Origin of the sequence: Pseudonocardia ailaonensis (assembly GCF_039531635.1) — a bacterium.
Lineage (GTDB): Bacteria > Actinomycetota > Actinomycetes > Mycobacteriales > Pseudonocardiaceae > Pseudonocardia > Pseudonocardia ailaonensis.
This window is the reverse complement of the sequence record NZ_BAAAQK010000001.1, coordinates 405,697-431,475: the sequence shown is the minus strand read 5'-3', so window position 1 is coordinate 431,475 and position 25,779 is coordinate 405,697. Positions and strand designations below refer to the sequence as shown.

Here is a 25,779-nt window from a genome sequence, read left to right as displayed (position 1 = left end):
TGCATTAGCTTTACCTAAGTGAAACACGGTGCCATCGCGTCACGGAAGCTCTTCCCCCTCACTCGGGCGCAGCGTGGAGTGTGGGCGGCGCAACGGCTCTTCCCCGCCGCATCGGCGTACCGCGTCGGCCAGCTCCTGTGGCTCGACGGCGATGTCGACACCGTGTCGTTCGCGCGCGCCGTGGCGCAGGCATTTGCCGAGTCGGACGCGTTGCGGGTCCGGTTCACCGACGGCGACGGGCCGCCGCGGCAGTGGGTCGACGCCGAGACCGAGCTGCCCACCGAGATCGTCGACGCCGGCGCCGAGGACGACGAGATCCGCCGGCGCGTTCGACGTTCCTTCGAGGTGGCCGCAGACCTCACGGGTCCCGTCGCCTCCTCGTCGACGTTGTACCGCCGAGCCGACGGCACCTGGGTGTGGGTCTTCTCGACGCACCACGTGCTCGTGGACGCCTACGGCATCGGCCTGTTCACCCGCCGGGTAGGGGAGATCTACACCGCGCACCGGGACGGCACCGATCCGGTTCCGGCGTGGTTCGGCGACTGGGCGGCCGTCGCCGGAGGCGAGAACGAGCGCGCTGTCGCCGGGGACGAGGCCGGGGGTGCGGCGGTGTCCGCCGATACCCCCGAGCCCTGGGCCGAGGTGTTCGGGTCCGGTGAGGCTCGCGGCCACGCGGTGGGTACCGACTCGGAGCGGCTGTTCGCGATCTCGGACCAGCGCTCGACCGTCCCCCTGCCGGTGGAGACCGGGGCCGCGCTGAAGGACGCCGCCCGCCGGGCACGGGTGAACTGGGCCGCGTACGTGACCGCGCTGTGGGGCGTGTACGACGCGCTCGCCGACGGCCGGCAGGAAATGCTGCTGCGCGTCCCGTTCATGATGCGGCCGGACGCCGCCGCGCTGCGCACTCCCGGGATGCTGGTCACGACCCTCCCCGTCGCGGTGCGGCTGGCCGGCGGCTCCACGCTGGCGGAGGTCGCCCGCGCCGTCGCCGACCAGCTCCGGGCGACCGGGCGCGACGAGCGCCGTACCGAGGAGCAGATCGCGCGGACCTGGCCCGGCGGCGAGCTGGACTACCGGACGCTCCCACTGGTCAACATCAAGGCGTTCGACTACGAGTCGCGGTTCGGCGGCGTCGTCGGCCGTCAGGAGACGGTGAACGCCGGCCCGGTCGGGCGCCTCGACCTCACGGTGTACTCCGACGCCGTCCACGGGTTCCGGATGGAGCTGGCCGGGAACGAGGCCTTCTGGGACGCGGCCGCCCTCGCCGCGCGCGCCGAGGGCTTCGGCCGGTTCGTCGAGGCCGCCGTCGGCCTCGATCCGGCCGAGCGGCTCGCGCAGCTGCCGACCGTGGTCGCCGGATCCGACCGCGCACGCGTCGAGGAGTGGTCGACCGGACCGGTCCTCGACGTCCCGCAGACGGACCTCGACTCCCTCATCCGGGCCCAGGCCGCCAGGACCCCGGACGACCTCGCGATCCTCGACGACGGCAACGGGACGGAGCTGACCTTCGCCCAGTTCGACGCGCGGGCCAACGCGCTGGCCGGGCTGCTCGTGGAGCGTGGGGTCGGGGTCGGGGACCCGGTGGGCGTGCTGCTGCCGCGCTCGGCCGACCTCGTCGTGACCCTGGTGGGGATCATGCGGGCCGGTGCGGCGTGGGTGCCGGTGGACACTTCCTACCCGGCCGACCGCGTGGAGTACGTGTTCAACGACGCCGGGGTGACGGCCGTCGTGACCGACTCCGCGACGGCGCTGGCGCACCGGGACGGGCTCGCGGGCGTCCCCGCCGCGCAGGTGCTGATGGACGACCGGGCAGTCCGGGCCGAGCTGGATCTCGGCCGGGACGCGGCACCGGTCCTCGCCCGCCCGCTGATCCCGTCGGACAACGTCTACTTCGTCTACACCTCGGGCACGACGGGCCGGCCGAAGGGCGTGCGCGTCACGCACCGGGGCATCGTCAACCGGCTGATGTGGGCGCTCTCGGTGCACCGCCTGGCGGCGGACGACCGGATCCTGCAGAAGACCCCCGCCACCTTCGACGCGTGCATGTGGGAGTTCTTCGGCGGGCTGCTCGTCGGCGGCGTCGTGGTCGTCGCACGCAACGAGGGCCACAAGGACCCGGAGTACCTCGCCGACGTCATCGCGCGTCGGCAGGTCACGGTGACGCACTTCGTGCCGTCGATGCTCCAGGCGTTCCTCGCGTCGGAGCCGGATCCCGCGCGGCTGACCTCGTTGCGTCAGGTCTTCGTCTCGGGGGAGGCGTTCCCGATGGCGGCGGTGGCCGAGGCCCGCCGGGTGTTCGGCGACGCACGCCTCGACAACGTCTACGGGCCGACAGAGACCACTGTGGACGTCTCCTATCTGCACATGGACGACCACCCGCTCGGCGAGCACCTGTCCGTCGTGCCGATTGGCGGCACCCCGCCGAACGTCCGCCTCCTCGTCCTGGACGGGTGGTTGCGCGAGGTGGGGCCGGGCGTGGTGGGTGAGCTGTACATCGGCGGGGTCCAGCTCGCGGACGGGTATGCGGGCCGGTTCGGGCTGACCGCGGAGCGGTTCGTCGCCGATCCGTTCGGCAGCGGGACGGATCCGGCGGGATCACGGCTGTACCGGTCGGGGGACCTGGTCCGGTGGGACGACCGTGGGGCGCTGGAGTACCTGGGTCGCACGGACGACCAGGTGAAGGTGCGTGGCTTCCGGATCGAGCTGGACGAGGTCCGGGCGGTGCTGGAGCAGCACCCCGACGTCACCGGTGCCGCGGTGCTGGCGCTGCAGCATCCCGCCGGGGGCAAGTTCCTCGCGGCGTACGTGACCGTGGCGGACAGCGGGACGGCGGGCGCGTTCGCGGACGACGCCGAGCTCGCGGAGGAGCTGCGCGGGTTCGCCGGGGCCGTGCTGCCGGACTACATGGTCCCGACCACGGTCACGCGGATCCGGGCGTTCACGACCACCGCGAACGGAAAGCTCGACCGCGCGGCGCTGCCCGCCCCGGACCTGGGTTCCGGCGGCGGCTCCGGGCGTGCGGCGGAGTCCGCCGCGGAACGGGCGTTGGTGTCGGTCTTCCGGGACGTGCTGGCCCTGGGCGACGAGGTCCCGCTGTCGGTGGAGGACGACTTCTTCCGCCTGGGTGGGGACAGCATCCTGTCGATCCAGGTGGTGTCGCGGGCACGGCGGCTCGGTGTGCACGTGACTGCGGCAGAGGTGTTCACGTCGCGGACGGTGGTGGCCCTGGCGGCACTGGCCGAGGGGCGTGCGGCGGACGGGGCAGCGGGTCCCGAGGCCGTGTCGGGGTCGGGCTTGTTGCCGATCGCCGCAGCTCAGGTCGGGCAGCCGGGGTTCGGGTCGTTCACCCAGTGGTTCGTGTTCACCACACCGTCCGATCTGGACGAGGAGCTGCTGGGTCGGGTGCTGGGCCGGGTGGTGGCGCATCACCCGGCGCTGTCCGGTCGTCTAGTGGACCGCTGGTTCGCGGTCGGGGACGACGTCCTGGTCGACGATGTCGCGTTGGCGGGCGCTGACCTCGTGGCCGAGGACCGGTTGCGGGTCGACCGGTCCGGTGAGGGCCTGGCGCGGGTCGACGAGCTCGTGGCGGAGCTGTCGGGATCGTTGGATCTCGAGGCTGGTGTGCTGTGGCGGGCGGTGTTCTTCCCGAAGGAGGGCCGGCTGCTGTGGGTGGTCCATCACCTCGTGGTGGACGGCGTGTCGTGGCGGATCCTGGGCGACGACCTCGCGGCGGCCTGGGCGCTGGAGACCGGTGGCACCGCGGAGCTGCTGCCGGTGGGGACGGGGTTGCCGGCGTGGTCGGCGGCGTCCGCCGCGCGCGCGGCGGACGCGGACGTGGCGGCGCAGGCGGACCACTGGTCGGAGATCGTGGCGGCGGAGGAGCCGCTGCTGGGGGCCCGCGCGTTGGACCCGGCGCAGGACACCTACGGGTCGGCGCGTCGTTTCGAGGTGACCCTGCCCTCGGACGTCACACGGGCCGTGCTGTCGGCCGTTCCGGCGGCGCTGTCGGCCGAGGTGAACGACGTCCTGCTGGGGGCGTTGGCCGTCGCGGTCGGGGCGTGGCGCGGCGGTGGGCACCGTCGCGTCGTCGTGGGTCTGGAGGGCCACGGCCGCGAGGAGACCCTGGTCCCCGGTAGCGACCTGTCGCGGACGGTCGGGTGGTTCACCTCGTGGTTCCCGGTCGCTCTGGACACCGTGGACGTCGATCCGGTGGTCGCCGTGACCGATGCGTCCGCCGCGGCAGACGCGGTGCTGCGGATCAAGGAGCAGGTGCGGGCGGTGCCGTCCCGGGGGATCGGGTACGGGCTGTTGCATCCCGACGGCCCGGTGGGCCACGGGCCGCAGATCGGGTTCAACTACCTCGGCCGGTTCGGCGCCGTCGAGGGCGCCCACTGGGCGACCGCACCGGAGCACCCCGGGCTCCGGGCGTATCTTCCCGCCGACCGCCCGCTGCCCGCGCTGATCGACGTCAACGCGGCCGTCGTGGGCGCCGGCCAGGGGGCCGAGCTGGTGGCCACCTTCGACATTGCCGCCTCGGCGATTGCGGAGGACGATGCCTGGGCCATCGCGGACCTCTGGCTCCGCGCGCTGTCGACCCTGCGGGACTTCTCCGAGGGCGCACGGATCGTGCGTCGCTCCCCGTCCGACCTCACGGCACAAGGTGTGACCCAGGCCGACGTCGACCGGTGGGAGGCCCGGTTCGGCGCGCTCACCGACGTGCAGCCGCTGACCCCGCTGCAGCAGGGCATCGCCGTCGAGTCCCTCGTCGGCGGCTCCGCGGCGTCCGGCGGCCCGGCGGACGGCGTCGACGTCTACGTCACCCAGACGATGCTCGAGCTCGAGGCCGGCGGCGACCTCGATCCCGAGCGGCTCCGGCGCGCGTTCGCGATCGTCGTCGACCGGTATCCGACCCTGCGTACCGCCATCGTCCCGACCGCCGGTGGCGAGCTCGTCGCCGTCGTGCCCGCCGCAGTGACCGTGCCGTTCTCGGTCGACGACTCCGGCGACCCCGCGGCCGTGCGGCGCGTCGCGGATCGTGACCGTGCCGCGGCGTTCGACCTGGCCACGGGCCCCCTGCTGCGGGTGAGCCTCGTCCGGAGCGGACCGCGCCCGCACACGGCGGTGCTCACCATGCACCACGTGCTGGCCGACGGGTGGTCCGTCCCGCGCCTGGTGCGGGCCCTGGTCGAGGCCTACCGGACGCAGGCGGCGTCCGCCCCCGACCACGCCCACCGGGACTTCCTGCGGTGGCTGGGCGACCGGGACCAGCCCGTGTCGGTGGCCCGCTGGACGCGGGCGCTGGCGGGCGTCGAGGAACCCACCCTGGTCGCGCCCGGTGCGCGGTCGGGAGAGACGACGTTCCCCGACGAGCACCTGTTCGAGATCGACGCGGAGCTGACCGCCGCGCTCCACCGGGCCGCACGGCAGGCCGACGCGACCCTGAGCACCCTCGTCCAGGCCGCGTGGGGCGTCGTGCTGAACGCGCTCACGGGGCAGGACACCGTCGTCTTCGGCGCCATCGTCTCGGGCAGGCCCGCCGAGGTCGACGGCGTCGAGGAGGCGGTCGGCCTGTTCCTCAACACCGTCCCGACCCCCGTGGCCCTCGGCGCGAACCCGACGCTCGGCGAGCTGGTCCGGCAGGTCCAGGAGCACAACACCAGCGTGCTCGATGACCATCACGTGCCGCTCACCGAGCTGCACCGCGCCACCGGGCACAATCCGCTGTTCGACACGATCGTCGTGTACGAGAACTACCCGTTCGACGAGATCGGCCGGGCCTCCGCCGACGCCGGCCTCGCCGTCGTCGGCCTCGAGATCCGCGACTCGACCCACTACCCGCTGGCCCTGGCCGTGCTGCCCACCACCGACCGCATCGGGTTCCGGCTCACGGCCCGGCCCGACGTGCTCGGCGCCGCCGTCGTGGCCCGGGTTGTCGCGCTGCTGCGGCAGGTCCTCGAGACCGTCGCCGCCGACGCCGGTACCCGGATCGCCGACATCGAGGTCGGCGGGGCGGTGCACACGCCCGTCCCCACCGAGTGCCCCGCCGGGACCATCGACACGCTCCTGCGGGCGCAGGCCGCGGCCACGCCCGACGCGGTGGCGCTGATCAACGGCACCGGCCTCGACGCCACCGCCGCCTGGCTCACCCACGAGAAGCTCGATGCGCGGATCGACGCCGTGGCCGCGCTCCTGGCCGGGCGGGGGATCGGGGTCGCGGACCGCGTCGCCGTGCTCCTGCCGCGGTCGGTCGAGCAGGTGGTCGTGCTGGCCGCGGTCCTGCGCACCGGGGCCGCGTACGTCCCGGTCGACCCCGGCCACCCGGCGGAGCGCATCGCACGGATCCTCGCCGAGTCCGGCGCGGACCTGGTCGTCGCCGTGTCCCCGCCCGGAACCGGCCCCGACGTGCTCCTCCTCGACGACGTGTGCGCCGCACCGGCAGCGCCGTTCGCCCCGGCGCGCCCGGTCGCCGCGGACGACACCGCGTGCGTCCTCTTCACGTCGGGCACCACCGGTGTGCCCAAGGGTGTGGTGCTCTCGCACCGTGCGCTGGTGAACCGGCTCGCCTGGGGCCGGGAGGTGCTCGGGTACGGGCCCGGGTCCGTCGCTGTCGCCAAGAGCGGTCCCGGGTTCGTCGACGCCGTGACCGAGCTGTTCGGCCCGCTCGTCGCGGGCGCGGCGGTCGTGGTCGTGTCCGACCGGATCGCGGCGGACCCGTCGGCGCTGCTCGCCACGATCGCCCGTCGCGGCGTCACGCACCTGCTCACCGTGCCGTCGCTGGCCGACGCCATGGCGCCGGCCGACGGTGCGCTCCCGGCGCTGCGGTCCTGGGTCTCGTCGGGGGAGGCGCTCACCCCGGCCACGGCCGAGCGGATGCGCCGGATCGCGCCCGCCGCCGTCCTGCGCAACTTCTACGGCTCCACCGAGGTCACCGGCGACGCCACGCTCACCAAGGTCCCCGAGGGCGGCGTGGTCCCGCTGGGCACCCCGCCCGCCGGGGTGACCGCGACGGTGCTCGACCGCTGGCTGCGGCCGGTGGCCCCCGGCGTGGTGGGCGAGCTCTACGTCGGCGGCGTCCAGGTCGCGGACGCCTACGTGGGACGCCCGGACCTGACGGCGGAGCGGTTCGTCCCCGACCCGTCCGGCTCGGGCGCCCGGCTGTACCGCACCGGGGACGTGGTGCGCCGCAACGAGAACGGGCTGCTGGAGTACCTCGGCCGGGTCGACGACCAGGTCAAGATCCGCGGGATCCGGGTCGAGCCGGACGAGGTCCGCGCGGTGCTGGAGAACCATCCCGCGGTCACGGGCGCCGTGGTGCTCGCCCTCGACCATCCCGCCGGGGGGAAGTACCTGGCGGCGTACGTGACCGGTGAGGGCACCGACCTGCGCGCCTACGCGGCGTCGCTGCTCCCGGACCACATGGTCCCGACGACGGTCACGCGGATGGACGCGTTCCCCGTCACGGTGAACGGGAAGCTCGACCGGGCGGCACTGCCCGCACCCGATCTCGGCGCGCCGGCCGGTGGCCGGGCGCCGGCCACGGACACGGAGGCCGCACTTGCGGACGTGTTCCGGGACGTGCTGGCGCTAGACGCCGACGTGTCGGTGGACGACGACTTCTTCCGCCTCGGCGGGCACTCCCTGCTCGCGACGCGGGTGGTGGCGCGCACGAACGCCACGCTGGGGAGCACTCTCACGCTCCGCGACGTGTTCGACCACCCGACCGTCGCCGCGCTCGCGCGCGTCGTCGGGGACTCCGTCGTGCCGGGATCCCGGCTGCCGGTGGGCTCGATCGAGCGACCCGAGGGCCCCACCGCGCTGCCGGTGTCCTACGGCCAGCAGGCGCTCTGGCTCATCGACCGCCTGGGCGGCCCGGGCTCGCGGTACGTCGTCCCGATCGTGATGCGCCTGGTCGGGGACCTCGACGAGGTCGCCTTCAGCGCCGCGCTCCGTGACGTGGTCGCCCGCCACGAGGCGCTGCGCACGCTGCTCGTCGAAAGCGAGGGGCGGCTGCACCAGCGGATCGTCCCCGCCGATCGCGCCGCCGTGCCCGTGCCCGCCGAGGAGCTTGCCGGCGACCTCGACGCGCGGGTCACGCAGCTCGTGCAGCGCTCGTTCGACCTGGCCCGCGACCTCCCGGTCCGCGCCACGATCCTCCGGACGGCCGCCGCGGAGCGTGTGGTCGTGCTGGCCGTGCACCACCACGCGGTGGACGAGTGGTCGCTCCGGTCGCTGCTCGGCGACCTGTCCACGGCGTACCGTGCCCGCACGGCCGGGCACGCCCCGGACTGGGCGCCGCTGGCCGTGCAGTACGCGGACTACGCGCTCTGGCAGCGCCGGGCGCTCGGCGACGCCGCGGACCCGGACTCCGCGCTCGCCGGCCACCTGCGTTACTGGCGGGACGCGCTGGACGACGCCCCGGCGGAGTCGACGATCGCGATGGACCGGGGCCGGCCCGCGGAGCCGAGCCACCGTGGCGCGGACGTGGCGTTCGCGCTGGACGCCGACACCGTCGACCGGCTGCGCCGGGTCTCGGCGGAGACCGGCGCCACGATGTTCATGCTCGCCCACACGGCCGCCGCGGTCGCGGTGTCGGTGCTCGGCGGAGCGGACGACGTCGTCCTCGGCTCCCCGGTCGGCGGCCGCACGGCCGACGGCCTCGAGGACGTGGTCGGCTACTTCGTCACGACTCTCCCGGTCCGGCACCGGCTCGGCCGCGCCGACACGCTCGGCGACGTGCTGGCCGCGGCCCGACGCGCCATCCTGGACGGGCTCGCCCACCAGGACGCGCCGTTCGAGCAGGTGGTGGCGGCCGTGGGCGCGGATCGCTCCGCGCACCGCAACCCGCTCTTCCAGGTCATGCTCACGCACCACGTCGGTGCGCAGACCCAGGGACTGGTCCTCGACGGCGTCGACGTCGAGCCACGCCCGGCCGCATTGGGCGCCGCGAAGGTCGATCTCGACCTCGCCCTCCAGGAGACGCCTACGGGCGTCACCGGGTTCCTCACCTACGCCACCGACCTGTTCGACCCGGCCACGGCGGAGCGGTTCGTGGCCGTCTTCCGCGCCGCGCTGCGCGCCGTCGCGACGACGCCCGACGCGCGGCTCGCCGATCTCGCCCTGCTCCCGGGCACGGCCGGGCCCGTCGCGGGCCCCCCGCTCGACGTCGAGGCGGAGGTGGTCGACACGACGCTCGACGTGCTGCTCCACGCGCAGGCCGCGGCCTCCCCGGAGGCCGTCGCGGTGGTGGCGGCCGAGGGGGCAGAGCTGACCTACGCGGAGTTCGACGCGCGGGTGAACGCGCTCGCCCACGTCCTCGTCGACGCCGGGGTCCGGACCGGCGACCGGGTCGGTGTGCTCGTGGCGCGCCACGAGAGGCAGGTCGTCGCGCTCGCGGCGGTGCTCCGGGCCGGCGCGGCGTACGTGCCGATCGACCCGGCGTACCCGACGGAGCGGATCGGCTACGTCCTGCAGGACGCGGCCCCGAGCGCCGTGGTCGCCGACGCGGCGAGCGCGTCCGCGCACGCCGCGGCCCTGAAGGACGCCGGCGTGCCGCTGGTGGACCCGGTCGCGGCGGAGGAGCCCCGGGCACTCGACCGTGGCCGTGCCGGCGCTCCGGCGCCGACGCGTCGGCCGCGACCCGGGGACCCGGCGTACGTCATCTTTACGTCGGGTACGACCGGGCATCCCAAGGGCGTCGTGGTCTCCCACCGGGCCATCGTGAACCTGGTCCGCTGGCGGCAGAGCACCTTCCCGCTCGAGGCGGGCGACCGGGTGTTGCAGAAGTCGTCGGTCGGGTTCGACGTGTCCGTGCCCGAGTTCTTCTGGCCGCTCGCGGTGGGGGCCGTCGTCCGGATGATCCCGGCGGACGCGGAGAAGGACCCCGCCTCCCTCGCGGCCCTGCTGGGCGCCGAGGACTTCGGGTACGCCGACTTCCTGCCGAGCGTCGTGCGGGCCCTCGCCGACGACGGCACCGACCTGGCGTCCCTGCGGGTCCGCCACGCCTCGGTGGGCAGCGAGAGCGTCTCGGTCTCGGTCGCGCGTGCGCTGCGTGCGCCGGGCCGGGCGGTCTGGAACCTCTACGGCCCCACCGAAGCGACGGTCGAGGCCGTCGGCTACGACCTCGCCGGGCTGTCGGACGACGCGACGTCCACCCCGATCGGCGGCCCGCTCGCGAACACCACCGTCGTCGTCCTGGACGGCTGGCTGCGCCCGGTGGCGCCGGGCGTCGCGGGGGAGCTGTACCTCGGTGGCGCACAGCTCGCGGACTCCTATGTGGGCCGATCGGGCCGGACCGCGGAGCGGTTCGTCGCCGACCCCTCCGGGTCGGGCTTGCGGCTCTACCGGACCGGCGACGTGGTGCGGTGGACCGCCGGCGGGCAGCTCGAGTACCTCGGCCGGGCCGACGACCAGGTGAAGGTGCGCGGCTTCCGGATCGAGCCGGACGAGGTCCGCGCGGTGCTGGAGCGGCACCCGGCGGTGTCGGGTGCCGCGGTGCTCGCCCTCGACCATCCGGCAGGCGGACGGTTCCTGGCCGCCTACGTCGTCACGGCCGACGGCGGGCTGTCCGCGGAGGCGGTGCGGGAGTTCGCGGCGTCGGTGCTGCCGGACTACATGGTGCCGACGACGGTCACCCGCCTCGCGGCCTTCCCCGTCACGGCCAGCGGGAAGCTGGACCGGGCGGCGCTGCCGGCACCCGAGCTGGGGGCGGGGTCCGGTGGGCGGGAGCCCCGCACGGACACCGAGATCGCGCTGGTCGAGGTGTTCCGGGATGTGCTGGCGCTGGACACGGACCTGGCGGTGGAGGACGACTTCTTCCGCCTGGGCGGGGACAGCATCCTGTCGATCCAGGTGGTCTCCCGGGCGCGGCGGCGGGGCGTGCACGTGACGGCGGCGGAGGTGTTCACCGCGCGGACGGTGGCCGCGCTGGCGGCCCTAGCCGACGGCCGGGCGGAGCCCGGGGGCCCCGAGGTCGCGGCGGTGTCGGAGTCGGGTCTGTGGCCGATCGCCGCGGCCGCGGCGGCCGAGCCGGGCTTCGGGTCGTTCACCCAGTGGTTCGTGTTCACCACACCGTCCGATGTGGATGAGGGCGGGGTGGGTCGGGTGCTGGGCCGGGTCGCGGCGCATCACCCGGCGCTGTCCGGGCGGCTGGTGGGCGACAGGTTCACGGCTGGCGACGCCGGCGCGGCGGGGGACCGACCCGTGGCCGGGGACCGGCTGACGGTCGACGGGTCCGGTGCCGGGCTGGGGCGTCTCGACGAGCTCGCGGCGGAGCTGTCGGCATCGTTGGACCTCGGGGCCGGTGTGCTGTGGCGGGCGGTGTTCTTCCCGGGGGAGAGCCGGCTGTTGTGGGTGATCCACCACCTCGTGGTGGACGGGGTGTCGTGGCGGATCCTGGGCGACGACCTGGCGGACGCCTGGGCGATCGAGTCGGGGCGCTCGGAGTCGCTCCTGCCGGTGGGCACCGGCTTGCCGGCCTGGTCGGCGGCGGTGGCCGCGCGGGCCGGGGACGACGATCTCGCGGCGCAGGCCGGCTACTGGGCCGACGTGGTGTCCGGTGGGGAGCCGCTGCTGGGCTCCCGGGCCCTGGACCCCGCGCGGGACACCTACGCGACGGCGCGCCGGTTCGAGGTCACGGTGCCCGCGGACGTGACGCGGGCGGTGCTGTCGGCCGTTCCGGGGGTGCTGTCGGCCGAGGTCAACGACGTCCTGCTGGGCGCGCTGGCCGTGGCCGTCGGGGCGTGGCGGGGCGGGTCGCGTCGCCGCGTCGTCGTGGGTCTGGAGGGCCACGGCCGGGAAGAGGCGCTGGTCGCGGGCAGTGACCTGTCGCGGACGGTCGGCTGGTTCACCTCGTGGTACCCGGTCGGCCTCGACACGGAGGACGTGGATCCGGCGGTCGCGGTGACCGACGCGGGTGCCGCGGCGGACGCGGTGCTGCGGATCAAGGAGCAGCTGCGGGCGGTGCCGTCGCGGGGGATCGGGTACGGGCTGCTGCGCCACCTCGGCCCGGAGGGAGCGGTGCTCGGGGTCGCCCCGCAGATCGGGTTCAACTACCTCGGACAGTTCGGTGGCGGCGGAACCGGTGACTGGGTCACCTCGCCCGAGCACCCCGGGCTGCGCGCGCACCTGCCCGCGGAGATGCCGCTGCCCGCGGTGATCGACGTGAACGCCGCGGTCGTCGGTGCGGGGGACGGGGCAGTGCTCGTCGCGACCTTCGAGATCGCCGCCTCGGTGATCGCCGAGGACGAGGCCCGTCGGATCGCGGACCTGTGGCTGCAGACCCTGACCACCCTGCGGGACCTCCCCGCCGGCACGCCGATCGTGCGGCGCTCGCCGTCCGACCTGACCGCGAGCGGGGTGACGCAGGCCGACGTCGAGGGCTGGGAAGCCCGCCACGGCGCGCTGGCCGACGTGCAGCCGCTGACCCCGTTGCAGCAGGGCATCGCCTTCGAGTCGCTCGTCGGCGGCTCCGGCGGCGTGGACGTCTACCTCACCCAGACCGTCCTGCACCTCGACGGCGCCCTCGACGCGGACCGGCTGCGGCGCGCGTTCGCCGCGGTGCTCGCCCGGCACCCGCACCTCGGGGCGGCGATCGCGGTCACCGAGGCCGGGGAACACGTCGCCGTGGTTCCCGCCGCCGTCGAGGTGCCGCTGACGGTCGTCGACATGTCCGGCGATCCCGACCCGGTCGCGGCGCGGCGGGCCGCGCTGGCGGATCCCGCGCACGCCGAGCCGTTCGACCTCGCGACCGCCCCGCTCCTGCGCGCCACGGTCGTGACCTCGGCGCCGCAGGAGCACGCGCTCCTGCTCACGATGCACCACGTCCTCGCCGACGGCTGGTCGATGCCGCTGCTGGTCCGTGCGCTGCTGGAGGCCTACGCGTCGGCCGCGGCACCGCAGGTCGGTGGCGCGGATCCGGCCTACCCGGCGTTCCTGCGGTGGCTCGACGACCGTGACCCGGCGGCCACGGCGGCCGAGTGGGCCCGCGTCCTCGCCGCGGTCGAGGAGCCCACGCTCCTCGCACCGGGTGCCGCGCCCCGGGCGGAGGCACTCCCCGAGGAGATCGCCTTCACCGTCGGCCCCGACACCACGGCGGCGCTCACCGCCGTCGCGCGGACCGCGGGATCGACGCTGAACAGCGTCGTGCAGGCGGCGTGGAGCGTGTTCCTGAGCAGCGTCACCGGGCAGGACACTGTCGTGTTCGGCTCGACCGTCTCGGGCCGCCCTGCCGAGGTCGACGGCATCGAGGACGCCGTCGGGCTGTTCATCAACACGATCCCCACGCCCGTCACCGTGACCGGCGCGACGGGCCTGGCCGAGCTCGTCCGCCAGGTGCAGGAGCAGAACACCCGCCTGCTCGACCACCATCACGCCCCGCTGCCGGAGCTGCAGCGGCTGGCCGGGCACAGCCCGCTCTTCGACACGATCCTCGTGTACGAGAACTACCCCCTCGACAGCGACGTCGGGCGCACCCACGGCGGGCTCCGGCTCCGGGAGGTCGAGGGCAGCGACGCGGCCCACTACCCGCTCGCGCTGGCCGTCGTCCCCGGGCCGGACGGGATCGCGTTCCATCTCACCCACCGGGTCGACGTCGTCCCCGTGGCCACCGCGCAGCGCTACGCGGCCGTGTTCCGGGGGATCCTGGAGACGGTCGCGGCGACCCCGGACCGGCGGATCGCCGACCTGCCCACGCTCCTGCCCGCTGACGAGCGCGCTCTCGCCGCCTGGTCGGCCGGACCGGTCACCGCCGAGCCGGCCACGACGCTGGACGCGCTGCTCCGCGCGCAGGTGGCCCGCACCCCCGACGCCGTGGCCGTCGTGGGCGACGGCGGCGAGGCACTGACCTACGTGGAGCTCGACGCCCGGGTCAACGCCCTCGCGCACCTGCTCACCGGACACGGCGTCGCGGTCGGCGACCGGGTGGGGATCCTCCTGCCCCGGGGCGCGGACCTCGTCGTCGCGGTGGCCGCCGCCGTCCGCGCGGGCGCGGCCTACGTGCCCGTCGACCCGGCGTACCCGGCCGAGCGGATCGCCGCGATCCTCGACGACGCCACCCCCGCCGTCGTGCTCACCGACGGGCGCGCACCGCTCGAGCGCCCCGTCCCCGTGGTCGCTCTCGACGACCCGGCCACCGCCCGGGCCCTCGCCGCCGGACGGGACGAGCCGCCCGCGCTCGCCCGGCCGCTGCTGCCCGCCGACGCCGCGTACGTGATCTTCACGTCCGGCACCACGGGCAGGCCGAAGGGCGTCACCGTGTCGCACCGGGCGATCACGAACCTGGTCGCCTGGCGGCAGGCGACATTCCCGCTGGCCGTGGGCGACCGCGTGCTGCAGAAGTCGTCGGCCGGGTTCGACGTGTCGGTCCCCGAGATCTTCTGGCCGCTGGCCGTGGGCGCCGTCGTGCGGCTGGTCCGCGAGGGCGGCGAGAAGGACGCCGCCCACCTGGCGGACCTGCTGCGCACCGAGCACTTCGGGTACGCGGACTTCCTGCCCTCGGTCGTCGGCGCACTCACCGCCGACGGCGAGGACCTGTCCACGCTGCGCGTCGACCACGTCACGGTCGGCAGCGAGAGCGTCCCGCCGGAGGCGGCCCGCGCCCTCGCCGCGCCGGGCCGGGCCGTCTGGAACATGTACGGACCCACCGAGGCCGCCGTCGAGATCGTCGGCCACGACCTATCCGACGCCGCCGGGCTCCCGGCGGACGCGACCACGACCCCGATCGGCCGTCCCCTGTCGAACTCCTCGGTCCGTGTGCTGGACCCGTGGCTCCGCCCGGCCGCCCCGGGCGTGCCCGGCGAGCTCTACCTCGGCGGGACCCAGCTGGCCGAGGGGTACCTCGGCCGCACCGGGCTCACGGCGGAGCGGTTCGTGGCCGACCCGTCCGGCGCCGCAGGGGAGCGGCTGTACCGCACCGGCGACGTGGTCCGCTGGAACGATGACGGCCGGCTCGAGTACCTCGGCCGCGTCGACGAGCAGGTCAAGGTGCGCGGCTTCCGGATCGAGCTGGACGAGGTCCGCGGCGCTCTCGAGTCCCACCCCGGGGTGACCGGCGCCGTCGTCCTCGCCGTCGACCACCCGGCGGGCGGGAAGCAGCTCGCCGCGTACGTCACCGGCGACGCGCCCGAGGCGGAGATCCGTGAGCACCTCGGTGCCCGGCTGCCTGAGTACATGGTGCCCGCCGCGATCGTCGGCGTGGACGTGTTCCCCACGCTCCCGAACGGCAAGATCGACCGCCGGGCGCTGCCCACGCCCGACCTCGGCACCGCCGGCGGACGCGCGGCCGAGTCGGAGACCGAGAGCGTCCTCGCGGAGGTGTTCCGCGAGGTGCTCCGGCTGCCCGCGCACGTGGACGTCGGCGCGGACGACGACTTCTTCCGCCTCGGCGGCGACTCGATCCTGTCGATCCGGGTCGTCTCGCGGGCCCGGCGCGCGGGTGTGGTGGTCTCCGCCGCGGAGGTCTTCACCGTGCGCACGGTGGCCGGGCTGGCGGCGCTCGCCGACGGCCGGGCCACCGGCGAGGTCGTCGCGCTCCCCGACGCGACCGAGTCGGTCCTGCTGCCCGTCGCGGCGCAGCACCTCGGCGAGCCCGGCTTCACGTCCTTCACCCAGTCCTTCGTCTATGTCACCCCGGCGGGACTGTCCGCCGACCAGCTCGAACGCGTCCTCGCCCGGGTCGTGGACCATCACGGTGCCCTCCGGGGACGGCTCGTCGGCGACGCCGCCCGATGGCGGTTCCGTGTGGAGGACGGCACCACGGCAAGGCGCCTGGACGTGGAGCCCCCGTGGACGGAGCCCGGCTGGCGTGAGCGGCTGCGCGCCGCCATCGACACCCTGTCCCAGGACCTCCACCCCCAGCAGGGCGTGCTCTGGCGGGCCGCGTGGTTCCCGGGTGACGACAGGGGAGAGGGCCGTCTGCTCCTCGTCGTGCACCATCTCGTCGTCGACGGGGTGTCGTGGCGGATCCTCGGCGACGACCTGCGCCACGCGTGGGAGCTCGAGACCGGCGCCACCGCGGAGCCGCTGCCGCCGACCGGTACGAGCGTCACGGCCTGGGCGGCGGCGCTCGCGCGACGCACGACCGACACCGACATCGCCGCACAGCGGGACTACTGGACAGCGGACGCCGAAGCGGGCCTCCCGCTCGGTGCCCGGCACCTCGACCCCGCCGTGGACACCTACGCGACGGCGGGCGCGATCGCCATGGAGATCCCGGCCGACGTGACCACGTCACTGCTGGTCGACCTGCCGCGGCTGCTGTCCGCGGGCGTCGACGACGTCCTGCTCGGCGCGCTCACCAGCGCCGTCGGGGCGTGGCGCGCACGGCGGACGGTGCGGGTGGGACTGGAGGGGCACGGCCGCGAGGAGCCGCTGGTCCCGGGCAGCGACCTGACCCGCACCGTCGGCTGGTTCACCTCCTGGTATCCGGTCTCGCTGTCCACGGACGACGTGGACCCCGCGGCCGCGGTCACCGATCCTTCGGCCGCCGCAGACGCGGTGCTCCGGGTGAAGGAGCACCTTGCCCGCGTCCCCACCAAGGGGGTCGGGTACGGCATGCTGCGCCACCTCGCCCAGGGCTCGGGCGCGTCCCTCGCGGCGGGCGTGGACATCGGCTTCAACTACCTCGGCCGGTTCACCACCGACTCCGGGCTGCTGGACGAGCAGCCGTGGGAGAACGCGGCGGAGGTCGCCGGCATCGACGGCCACGTCTCCGGCGACCTGCCGCTGCCCGCGGCCGTGGACGTCAACGTCGAGGCCGTCGACGCGGGATCCGGCGCCGTCCTGCGCGGCACCCTCACCTACGCGGGCAACCTGCTCACGGACGCGGACGCCGCGGAGCTGGCCGCGCTGTGGACTCAGGCGCTCACGACACTGCACACCTATGCCCGCGGCACGGATCTGGTCCGTCGCTCTCCGTCCGATCTCATGGCGGACGGCGTCGCACCGCGCGACATCGCCGCCTGGGAGGACCGCTTCGGCCCGATCGGCGACGTCCTGCCGCTCACCCCGCTCCAGGAGGGCCTCGCCTTCCAGGCCGGCCTGGCCGACGCCGCTGTCGACGTGTACGTCGTCCAGAGCGCATTCCGGCTGGAAGGGCCCGTCGACCCGGCGCGGATGGAGACCGCGCTGCGCCGCGTGCTGGAGCGGTACCCGAACCTGCGCGCCGCGATCGTGCCGCAGACCGACGGCACACTCGTCGCCGTCGTCCCCGAGACCGTCGAGGTCCCTTTCCGGGTCGTCGAGGTGCTCGACGGTGAGCTCGCCGACCGAGCACGGCAGGTCGCCGACGACGACCGGCTGCGCCCCTTCGACCTCACCGCCCCGCCGCTCGTGCGCCTGTCGCTGGTGCGGGGAACCGGGGAGGACTCGCACCTCGTCCTCACCCTGCACCACGTCCTCGTCGACGGATGGTCCAGTCCGATCCTGATCTCGGCGCTCTTCGAGGCGTACGCCGATCCGGACCGGCGGCGCACGCCCGACACCGTCCACCGGGACTTCCTGGCCTGGCTCGGTCGCCGCGACCGCGCCGAGTCGGAGGCCGCGTGGGCCCGCGCGCTGGAGCCCGTGACCGGCGCGACCCTCGTGGCCGGGCCGGAGGGCATCGGGAACACCGACACCGACCTCGCCGTCGTCGACGGCGTGGTGGGGGCCGAGGCGTTCGAGGAGCTGGCCGACCTCGGTGCCGGGGTCACGATCAACACCGTCGTGCAGGCCGCGTGGGGCGTCGCGCTGCGCGAGCTGCTCGGGCAGGAGTCCGTCGTATTCGGCACGATCGTCTCCGGGCGCCCGGCGGACGTCGACGGGATCGAGGACGCCGTCGGCCTGTTCATCAACACGATCGCCACCCCGGTGACGGTCCGCGACGGGCTCGGCTTCGCCGATCTGGTCGCGCGCCAGCAGGAGCAGAGCACCGCGCTGCTCGACCACCACCAGGTGCCGCTGTCGGACCTGCACCGCATCGCGCGGCGGTCCCCGCTGTTCGACTCCCTCGTCGTCTACGAGAACTACCCCGAGGACGCCGACGCCCGGGACCGCGTGGAGCGGGCCACGGGCTTCGCGGTCCGCGACGCGGCGGGCAGCGACGCGACCCACTACCCGGTCACCCTGATCGCCGAGCCCGGCGAGACGCTGAACCTGCGCGTCGCCTACATGCCCTCGGTCGTCACGAGGGAGACCGCCGAGCTGCTGCTGGAGACCACACGGCTCGTCCTGGAGCACGGGGCCCACTCGCCGCGGCTGAGCGTCGCGCAGCTGCGCGAGCTCGTCCGGGTCGTGCGCGCGTCCCGCCCCGCGACGGGCACGTCCTACAGCATCGCGCCCACCACGTTCGACCTCGGGGACGCCGATCTCTGGCGGGCCGCCGTCACGCAGGTCTCGTCCGCGCTGTCCGTGCCGGCCGTCCTCGCGGTCGACGAGGAGGGTGCCGGCCGGATCGTCACCGGCGCGGCGCCGCACCCGGCGGCCCTCGACGTGGTCGCCGCGGTCGCGCCGGCCCTGGTGGCGGCCTACCGCGACGGGGCTGTCCTCGAGATCGCGCCCCCGGCCGCCGCGCCGGCACGCGAGGCCACGGACGAGGAGCTGCAGGCCGTTCTCGACGACCCGTTCTGGGCCGACTGGCTCGACGGCTTCGCCGAGGTCGTGCCCGTCGAGCTGCCGGGCGGCGCGGGCCGGGGCGGTGTCGGGGGCGCGGTGTCCCGCGGCACCGTCACCGACGCCGCGACCGCCGCCGACGAGCGGGCGTCGGCGATCGGGGCGCTCCTGCGCGCGCTCGCCCTCGTCCACGGCCCGGACTTCGCCGACGGCACGGTGGTCGAGATCGAGGAGCCCGCCGGCCCGTCGGCCGTCCGGCGCTTCCCGGTCGCGGGGCAGGGGAGCCTCGCGTGGGAGCCCCGGCACGCCGAGGAGCTCGCGCTGCTCCGCGAGAGCCCGGTCTTCGCCGGCTACCTCGACGAGGTGCCCGATCCCGAGATCCGCATCGGCGTGTTCCGCACCGAGGCCGGGCCCCGGCCCGACGAGCACCCGGCCGGCATCGGGGTGAGCGCCCGGATCCTGGTCGGCGACGCGCTGACCGTCGAGGTCCGCGTCGCACCCGGCATCGGCCTCGACGCGCAGGAGGTCGCCGACGCCGTCGCCGCCGAGCTCGACCGGCACGGCCTCGCCGCGCTGCCCGCCACGGCCACCACCCTCCCGGTGCTGCGGCGCGTCGACCGCCTCCCCATGACGGCGGCCGAGGCGCAGCAGCTGCGGTCCCGCTACGGGACCGACGCCGAGATCCTGCCGCTCTCACCCCTGCAGAGCGGCCTGCTCTACCACATGGTCCGCTCCCGCGAGACCGACGACCACAACGCCTACGTGTCCCAGGTGACGCGCGAGCTGGCGGGCACCGTGGACCCCGCCCGCATGGCGGACGCGGTCGCGACCGTGCTGCGGCGCTATCCGAACCTGACGGCCGGGTTCGTCGCGCTGGGCGAGGGCGAGGTGCAGATCCTGCCCGCGCCCCACCCGTCCCACAGCCCGCTGCCCTTCCGGGTGGTGCGGGACGCGGAGGACGTGGAGGCCTTCCTCGCGCAGGAGCGCGCGGTACCGTTCGACCACGAGGAGCCGCCGCTGCTGCGGTTCGTTCTCGTCGAGCGGACCGCCCGGGCGTGGACGCTCGCGATGACCTTCGAGCACATCCTCATGGACGGCTACTCGCTCAACCTTGTGCTGAGCGAGATCCTCGCGGTCTACGCCGACCCGGCGTACACCGATCGCACGCCCGCGGCGTCGTTCCGCTCCTATCTGGACTGGCTCGCGGACCGCGACGGGGCGGCCGCCCGGTCCTCGTGGCGGGACTACCTCGCCGACCTGCCCGGCCCGTCGATCGTCTGGGCGGACGGGGGGGACCTGACCGGCGACCGGATCGAGACCGGCGAGCTCCACCAGGACCTCGACGACGCCCAGGCCGCGCGGGTGTACGCCGCCGCGCGGGAGGCTCGGGTCACGGTCGGCACCCTCCTGCAGGTCGCGTGGGGGATCGCCCTGGGCCGGCTCACCGGCGGCAGCGACGTGGTGTTCGGCAACACCGTCTCCGGGCGCCCGCCCGAGCTCGACGACGCCGAGCGGATCGTCGGCCTGCTGTTCAACACGCTGCCGATGCGGGTGCGGTCCGACCCGTTCGAGAGGGTCGGCGCGCTGCTGGCCCGGGTGCAGAGCGAGCAGCTGGAGGTCATCGACCACTTCCACACCTCGCTGTCCGACATCCAGGACGACGCGGGCGTCGGGGCCCTGTTCGACACCCTGTTCGTCGTCCAGAACTTCCCCTACCGCGCGACCGGCGGCGCCGAGGGCACCGACGAGACCGAGGTCACCGGCGGCGGCATCGACGACGCGACGCACTACCCCATGACGTTCGCCGTCAACCCGTGGCTGGACGGGAACCGCGCGGCGGTGCACGTCCGCCTGTCGTTCCGCCGGGACGCCTTCGACCAGGACGCCGCGCAGACGCTGCTCGAGCGGTACGTGCACGTCCTGCGCTTCCTCGTCGACCACCTGGACGAGCCGGCGGGCCGGGTGCCCGCGCTGCTCCCGGGTGAGGAGGTCCGCGGCTCACAGGCCCCGCGCACCCTGGACGAGATCACCGTCGGCGGCCTGCTGGAGCAGCGGGTGGCGCTGACACCGGACCGGATCGCGCTGGTGGCGGGCGAGCGCCGCTTCACCTTCACCGGGTTCGCGGCCGAGGTGCACCGCTACGCGCGGCTGCTGCTGGAGCACGGCGTCCGCCCGGAGCACCGGGTCGCGCTGCTGCTGCCGCGCGACGAGCGCATGGTCGTCGCGATGTTCGCGGTCTTCGCCGTCGGCGCGGCCTATGTACCTGTCGACGCCGAGAACCCCGACGACCGCATCGCGCACATGCTGGCCGTCGCCGAGCCGACCGTCACCCTCGTTACCGAACGGGACGCCGCGCGCCTCGGCTCGGAGGCGAGCCACGCGGTGAACCTGGACGACGACACCGTGCGGGAGCGGATCGCCTCCCTCCCCGCGGGCCCGGTCACGGCGGCCGAGCGCGGCGGCGAGGTCCACCTCGACCACCTGGCCTACATCATCTTCACTTCCGGTTCGACGGGGCGGCCCAAGGGTGTCGCCGTCGGCTACCGAGGCCTGACGACGATGTACGCCAACCACGTCGAGAAGATCTTCGACCGCGTCGTCGCACACCAGGACGGCCGCAGCATGCGGATCGCGCACACCACGTCGTTCTCGTTCGACGCCTCGTGGGAGCAGCTGTTCTGGATGCTCAACGGCCACGAGGTCCACGTCATCGACGAGGAGATGCGCCGCGAGCCCGAGCGCCTGCTCGCGCACTACGACGCCGAGCACATCGACGGCTTCGACGTCACGCCGTCCTACGGGCAACTGCTCGTGGACCAGGGGTTGCTGGAGCGCGACCGGCCCGCCGGCCGGTCGACGGCGGCGGACGGCGAGGGCGTCGTGTTCGTGTCGCTCGGCGGTGAGGCCGTGCCGGAGCGGCTCTGGCAGGACCTGCGCGACGCGCCCGGCGTGGAGGCGTACAACCTCTACGGCCCCACGGAGTTCACGATCAACGCGCTCGGCGCCGACCTGGCCGACAGCCGGACGTCCAGTGTGGGCACACCGATCCTCAACACCCGTGCCTACATCCTCGACGCGACGCTGCAGCCCGTGCCGGACGGCGTGACAGGCGAGCTCTACCTGGCGGGCGACGGCATCGCCCGCGGGTACTGGACGCAGCCCGCGGCGACCGCCGAGCGCTTCCCGGCCTGCCCGTGGGAGCCCGGCGCGCGGATGTACCGCACGGGTGACCTGGCGCGCTGGACGGCACGCGGCGACATCGAGTACCTCGGCCGCGCCGACGACCAGGTCAAGATCCGCGGCTACCGCATCGAGCCGGGGGAGGTCGCGGACGTCCTGGCGGCCGATCCGCAGGTGGCGCGCGCCGCCGTCGTCCCGCGCAAGGACGCGTCCGGGGCCACCCAGCTGCACGGCTTCGTGGTCCCGGCGGGAGTCGCTGTCGACCTCGACGCCGTCCGGGCCCGTGCGCGCGGCATCCTGCCCGACTACATGCTCCCCGCCGGGCTGGCCGTCGTCGCGGAGATCCCGCTGACGATCAACGGCAAGGTCGATGCCCGGGCCCTGCCGGTGATCGACGTCGCCGGCGCAGAGCACGTCGAGCCGCAGGGCGCGACGGAGCAACTGCTCGCGGGCTCGATCGCCGAGCTGCTCGGCCTCGATCGCTACTCCGCGGCCGCGAACTTCTTTGAGAGCGGCGGCAACTCGCTGCTCGCGATGCGGCTCGTGGCGAGGGTGAACGCGGCCGGTGATCACGGTCTTCTGGTCCGGGACGTCTTCGCGCACCAGACCGTTGCGGCGCTGGCGAAGCACCTAGACGCGGGCGCGGCGAGTACGACGGTGACCGAGGCGATGCTGCTCCCGCTCCGAGAGGCATCAACGGACACCGAGCTGTTCTGCTTCCACGAGTACACCGGCGTGGCCACGATGTACTCCCACCTGCTGCCCCTGCTGCCGGCCGACTGGTCGGCGTACGGCATCCAGGACCCGGTGCACGGCGGCGTCGACGTCGACTTTGCCGACTTCGCCGAGGCCTGCCGCGCCTACGCCGACGCCGTGGTGGAGTGCCGCCCCGACGGCCCGTACGACCTGCTCGGCTGGTCGTACGGCGGGCACCTCGCCCACGGCGTCGCGGCGGAGTTGGTCCGGCGCGGCCACACCGTGCGGGCGCTCGCGATCGTCGACGCGATCCCGATCGCGGACGGCCCCCTGCAGGAGGACGTCGAGCCCGTCACGGTGACGATGGCGGACCTGCGGGGCGACCTCGACCTGCAGGACCGGATCGCCGCGACCCTGGAACGCGACGCCGGGGCCGAGCTGGGGGAGCGGATGTTCGGCGGCCTCGACGCCACCCAGCGCCGCGCGATCGCCGTCGCGGCCACCCGCGTCGACGTGCTGCTGACGGCGCCGACGGACGGCGTCGTCGACGTGCCGACGCTGCTGGTCGCGGCTGCTGGCGAGGAGGGCCGCGCAGGAGAGGACCCAGAGCAGTACGCCGCCCAGCTGGAGGGCATGTGGGCGCCGTTCCTGCCGCGCCTGACCACTGTGCGGGTCGACACCCCGCACTCCGAGATCGTCCTGGGCGCGGGTCAGGCGGAGCGCTGGATGCCAGCGTTCCTCGAGCTGATCACCCGTGACCCGTCCTGAGAGAAGGAGAACCGACACACCCATGAACGAGCTCGTGAGCGAACCGGTGTCGCAGCGCGTGAGTGCCGAGCAGGCGAAGGCGGATGTCGCCGACGTCCTGTTCGCGGAGGTGGCCGACCTCGACGGTGAGGCCGACCTCCGCGACCAGGGCATGGACTCCGTGCGGGTCATGGAGCTGGTGGAGCGGTGGCGTAGCGCCGGGGTCGAGGACCTCGACTACCCGGCACTGGCCGAGGACCAGCGCCTCACGCGCTGGATCGCTGTGCTGGCCGAGCTTCAGGGCTCGACCGACGGCACCGGCGCGCCCACCGGGTGAGCAGCCGCCTCGCCCTGGAGCCGCTCGGCGAAGCGCTCCAGGGCCTCGGCGCCCTGGCGCGCGATCTCGTGCGGCGGGCGCTCCCGATAGCCGGGGTTGAAGATCTCCAACGACAGCGGGCCCGCGTAGCCGGCGGCCAGGACCGAGGAGACCGGGGTCAGCAGGTCCATCTCGCCCTCGTCCGGGAAGCACCGGTGCCCGCGGCTCCACGAGATCAGGTCCAGGTCGAGCCAGGGGGCGTCCGCGAGCTGGAGGAACCCCACGGCGCCGTCCGGCAGCCGCTCCAGGTCGGTGGCGTCCTCACCGCCGGCGAGCAGGTGGAAGGTGTCGACGACCAGGTACAGGCCCGGGTGCGCCGCGCTGCGGACCGCGTCCCACGCGTCGGCGACCCGGCTGATGTGGGTGCCCCACACCAGGGCCTCGAACGCAACGGTCATCCCGTGCTCGGCCGCGGTGTCCGCCAGGGTGGCGAGCTGGGTGACCGAGAGGTCGCGGCTGGGATCGGCGTCGCCGTCGGTGTTGGAGACGACGAGGATCGAGCCCGCTCCGAGCGCCTCCATCACGCCGAGGTGGTGCCGGAACCGCGACAGCACGGCCCCGAACTCGTCCGCGGCCACACCCTCGGCGCGCCGGAACGGCTGATAGAGGTCGATGGTCAGACCGAGGTCCGCGCACCGCTTCGCGCACTCCGCCGGGCTGATCCCCGATCTGTCCAGGTCGTCGTCGAGCAACTCGATGCCGTCGAATCCCGCGGCGGCGATGGCGTCCAGCTTCTGATCGAGGCTTCCGCCCAGGGACACCGTGGCCATGCACGTCTTGAGAACTGCCATGCCGGTACTCATCTCCAGTGCAAGTTAGGTTAGTCTATCCTATATCTCCTTTTCGGGGCTGCAAGAGCGATTCGTCCGACATCAGTGGTGTCGCTGGACTCGACGCCGATCGGCTGGCCCGTGCCCGGCACCGCGGATCAGCGGCGCTGGAGCGCGTGCGCCTGCTTCCCGCCGCAGCGGGACGGAGCTGTTCGTAGTGGCGAGTCATGTCCAGCCGTGTAGCGAGTGCGACGCTCGTCGAGCCGGGCGTGGACTCAGCGAATGCCCCTTGGGGCGCGCCGCTGCGCCCGCTGGTCGTGTACTGGAGGGGCCTCCGTGGCGTGCGTTCGTCGCCTCATGCTGCAGGCAGCTCGGTCACAGGTTGTCAGGCCGGCTCTGGTGGCCGAGACTCCTCGCTGAGACGAGCGCAAGGGAGCCCTGCATGGTGAGGTTCGCCGATGAGGACCTCAGCGCCGCCGAGTTTCGCGAGTGCGACCTGTCGGGCGCGCGTCTGGTCGGCGTGGTGATGGCCGACGTCGTGATCGACGGGCTGGTCAGCAACCTGGTCGTCAACGGGGTCGAGGTGGGCTCCTACGTGGAGGCCGAGCTCGACCGCCGGTATCCGGTTCGCGTGCTGACGCGCTCCGGCGACCCGTCCGATCTGCGTCAGGCCCATCGACAGCTGACGCGAGACTGGGCGAGCACGGTCGAACGTCTGCGTGCGATGCCCGAGGACGCCGCGCATCAGTGCGTCGCGGGCGAGTGGTCCGCGGTGCAGACCCTGCGCCACCTGGTGTTCGTACACGACTCATGGTTTCGTCGCTGCTGCCTGGGGTCGACCGAGCCGTTCATCGGGCTCGGGTTGGCATCCGACTTCGTGCCCGACCAGGAAGAACAGGGGCTCGACCGGGCGGCTCGCCCGAGTCTTGACGAGGTCGTCCAGGTGCGAGCCCGACAGTCGGCCGAACTCGAAGGTTGGCTGGAGACCGCGACCGTCGACGAATTGTCCGCGATCGCCCCCGTTCCGGCGGGTCCGGGCTGGCCGCCCTACGCCGCCGGCAAGACCGTGGTCGAGTGCCTGCGGGTGGTCCTGAACGAAGAGCGGGAGCACCACAGGTTCTGCGTGCGTGACCTCGACGCACTCGCGGAAATACCCCACTGACCGGTATCGACCGAGGCTACTTGCCTGGTGGAGTGCGGGCAGGCGTCCGGGGTCACGGAGCGGATGCCGCTGTGGGCTCCGCGGCCGGCGCCGGCGCGGGGGCTGCGCCGGCGGTGGTCGCCTTCCCCCGGGTGGAGCCGGCGATGATCTCCATGATCCCGTTCACCAGCCAGAAGGCGCCTGGTGGAGCTCGTCGTCGGTCTCGTCCTCGTCGACGGCGGCGCGTCCACCGTCGGTGGATCCACCACCGCGATGCTGGCCGT

General features: G+C 74.3%; 4 protein-coding genes. 3 read left to right on the top strand and 1 reads right to left on the bottom strand.

The window, feature by feature from the left end; translation table 11 throughout:
• The first annotated feature begins 18 nt into the window (after nt 1-18).
• On the top strand, nt 19-23,229 hold the full coding sequence (locus ABD324_RS01875) for an amino acid adenylation domain-containing protein (RefSeq protein WP_344411742.1): 23,211 nt from the start codon (nt 19-21) through the stop codon (nt 23,227-23,229).
• A 22-nt stretch (nt 23,230-23,251) separates the two neighbouring features.
• Nucleotides 23,252-23,545, top strand: coding sequence for a phosphopantetheine-binding protein (locus tag ABD324_RS01870; protein ID WP_344411741.1), 294 nt, complete (start codon nt 23,252-23,254; stop codon nt 23,543-23,545).
• Here the strand turns inward: ABD324_RS01870 and ABD324_RS01865 are convergent.
• Nucleotides 23,506-24,375: a sugar phosphate isomerase/epimerase family protein gene (locus tag ABD324_RS01865; protein WP_344411740.1), complete on the bottom strand. Its 870-nt coding sequence runs from the start codon at nt 24,373-24,375 to the stop codon at nt 23,506-23,508. The genes ABD324_RS01870 and ABD324_RS01865 overlap by 40 nt on opposite strands.
• A 421-nt stretch (nt 24,376-24,796) precedes the next feature.
• Between ABD324_RS01865 and ABD324_RS01860 the strand changes: the two genes are divergently transcribed.
• Entirely contained in the window at nt 24,797-25,516 is a 720-nt protein-coding gene (locus tag ABD324_RS01860; protein ID WP_344411739.1) for a DinB family protein, read from the top strand.
• Nucleotides 25,517-25,779 lie beyond the last annotated feature (263 nt).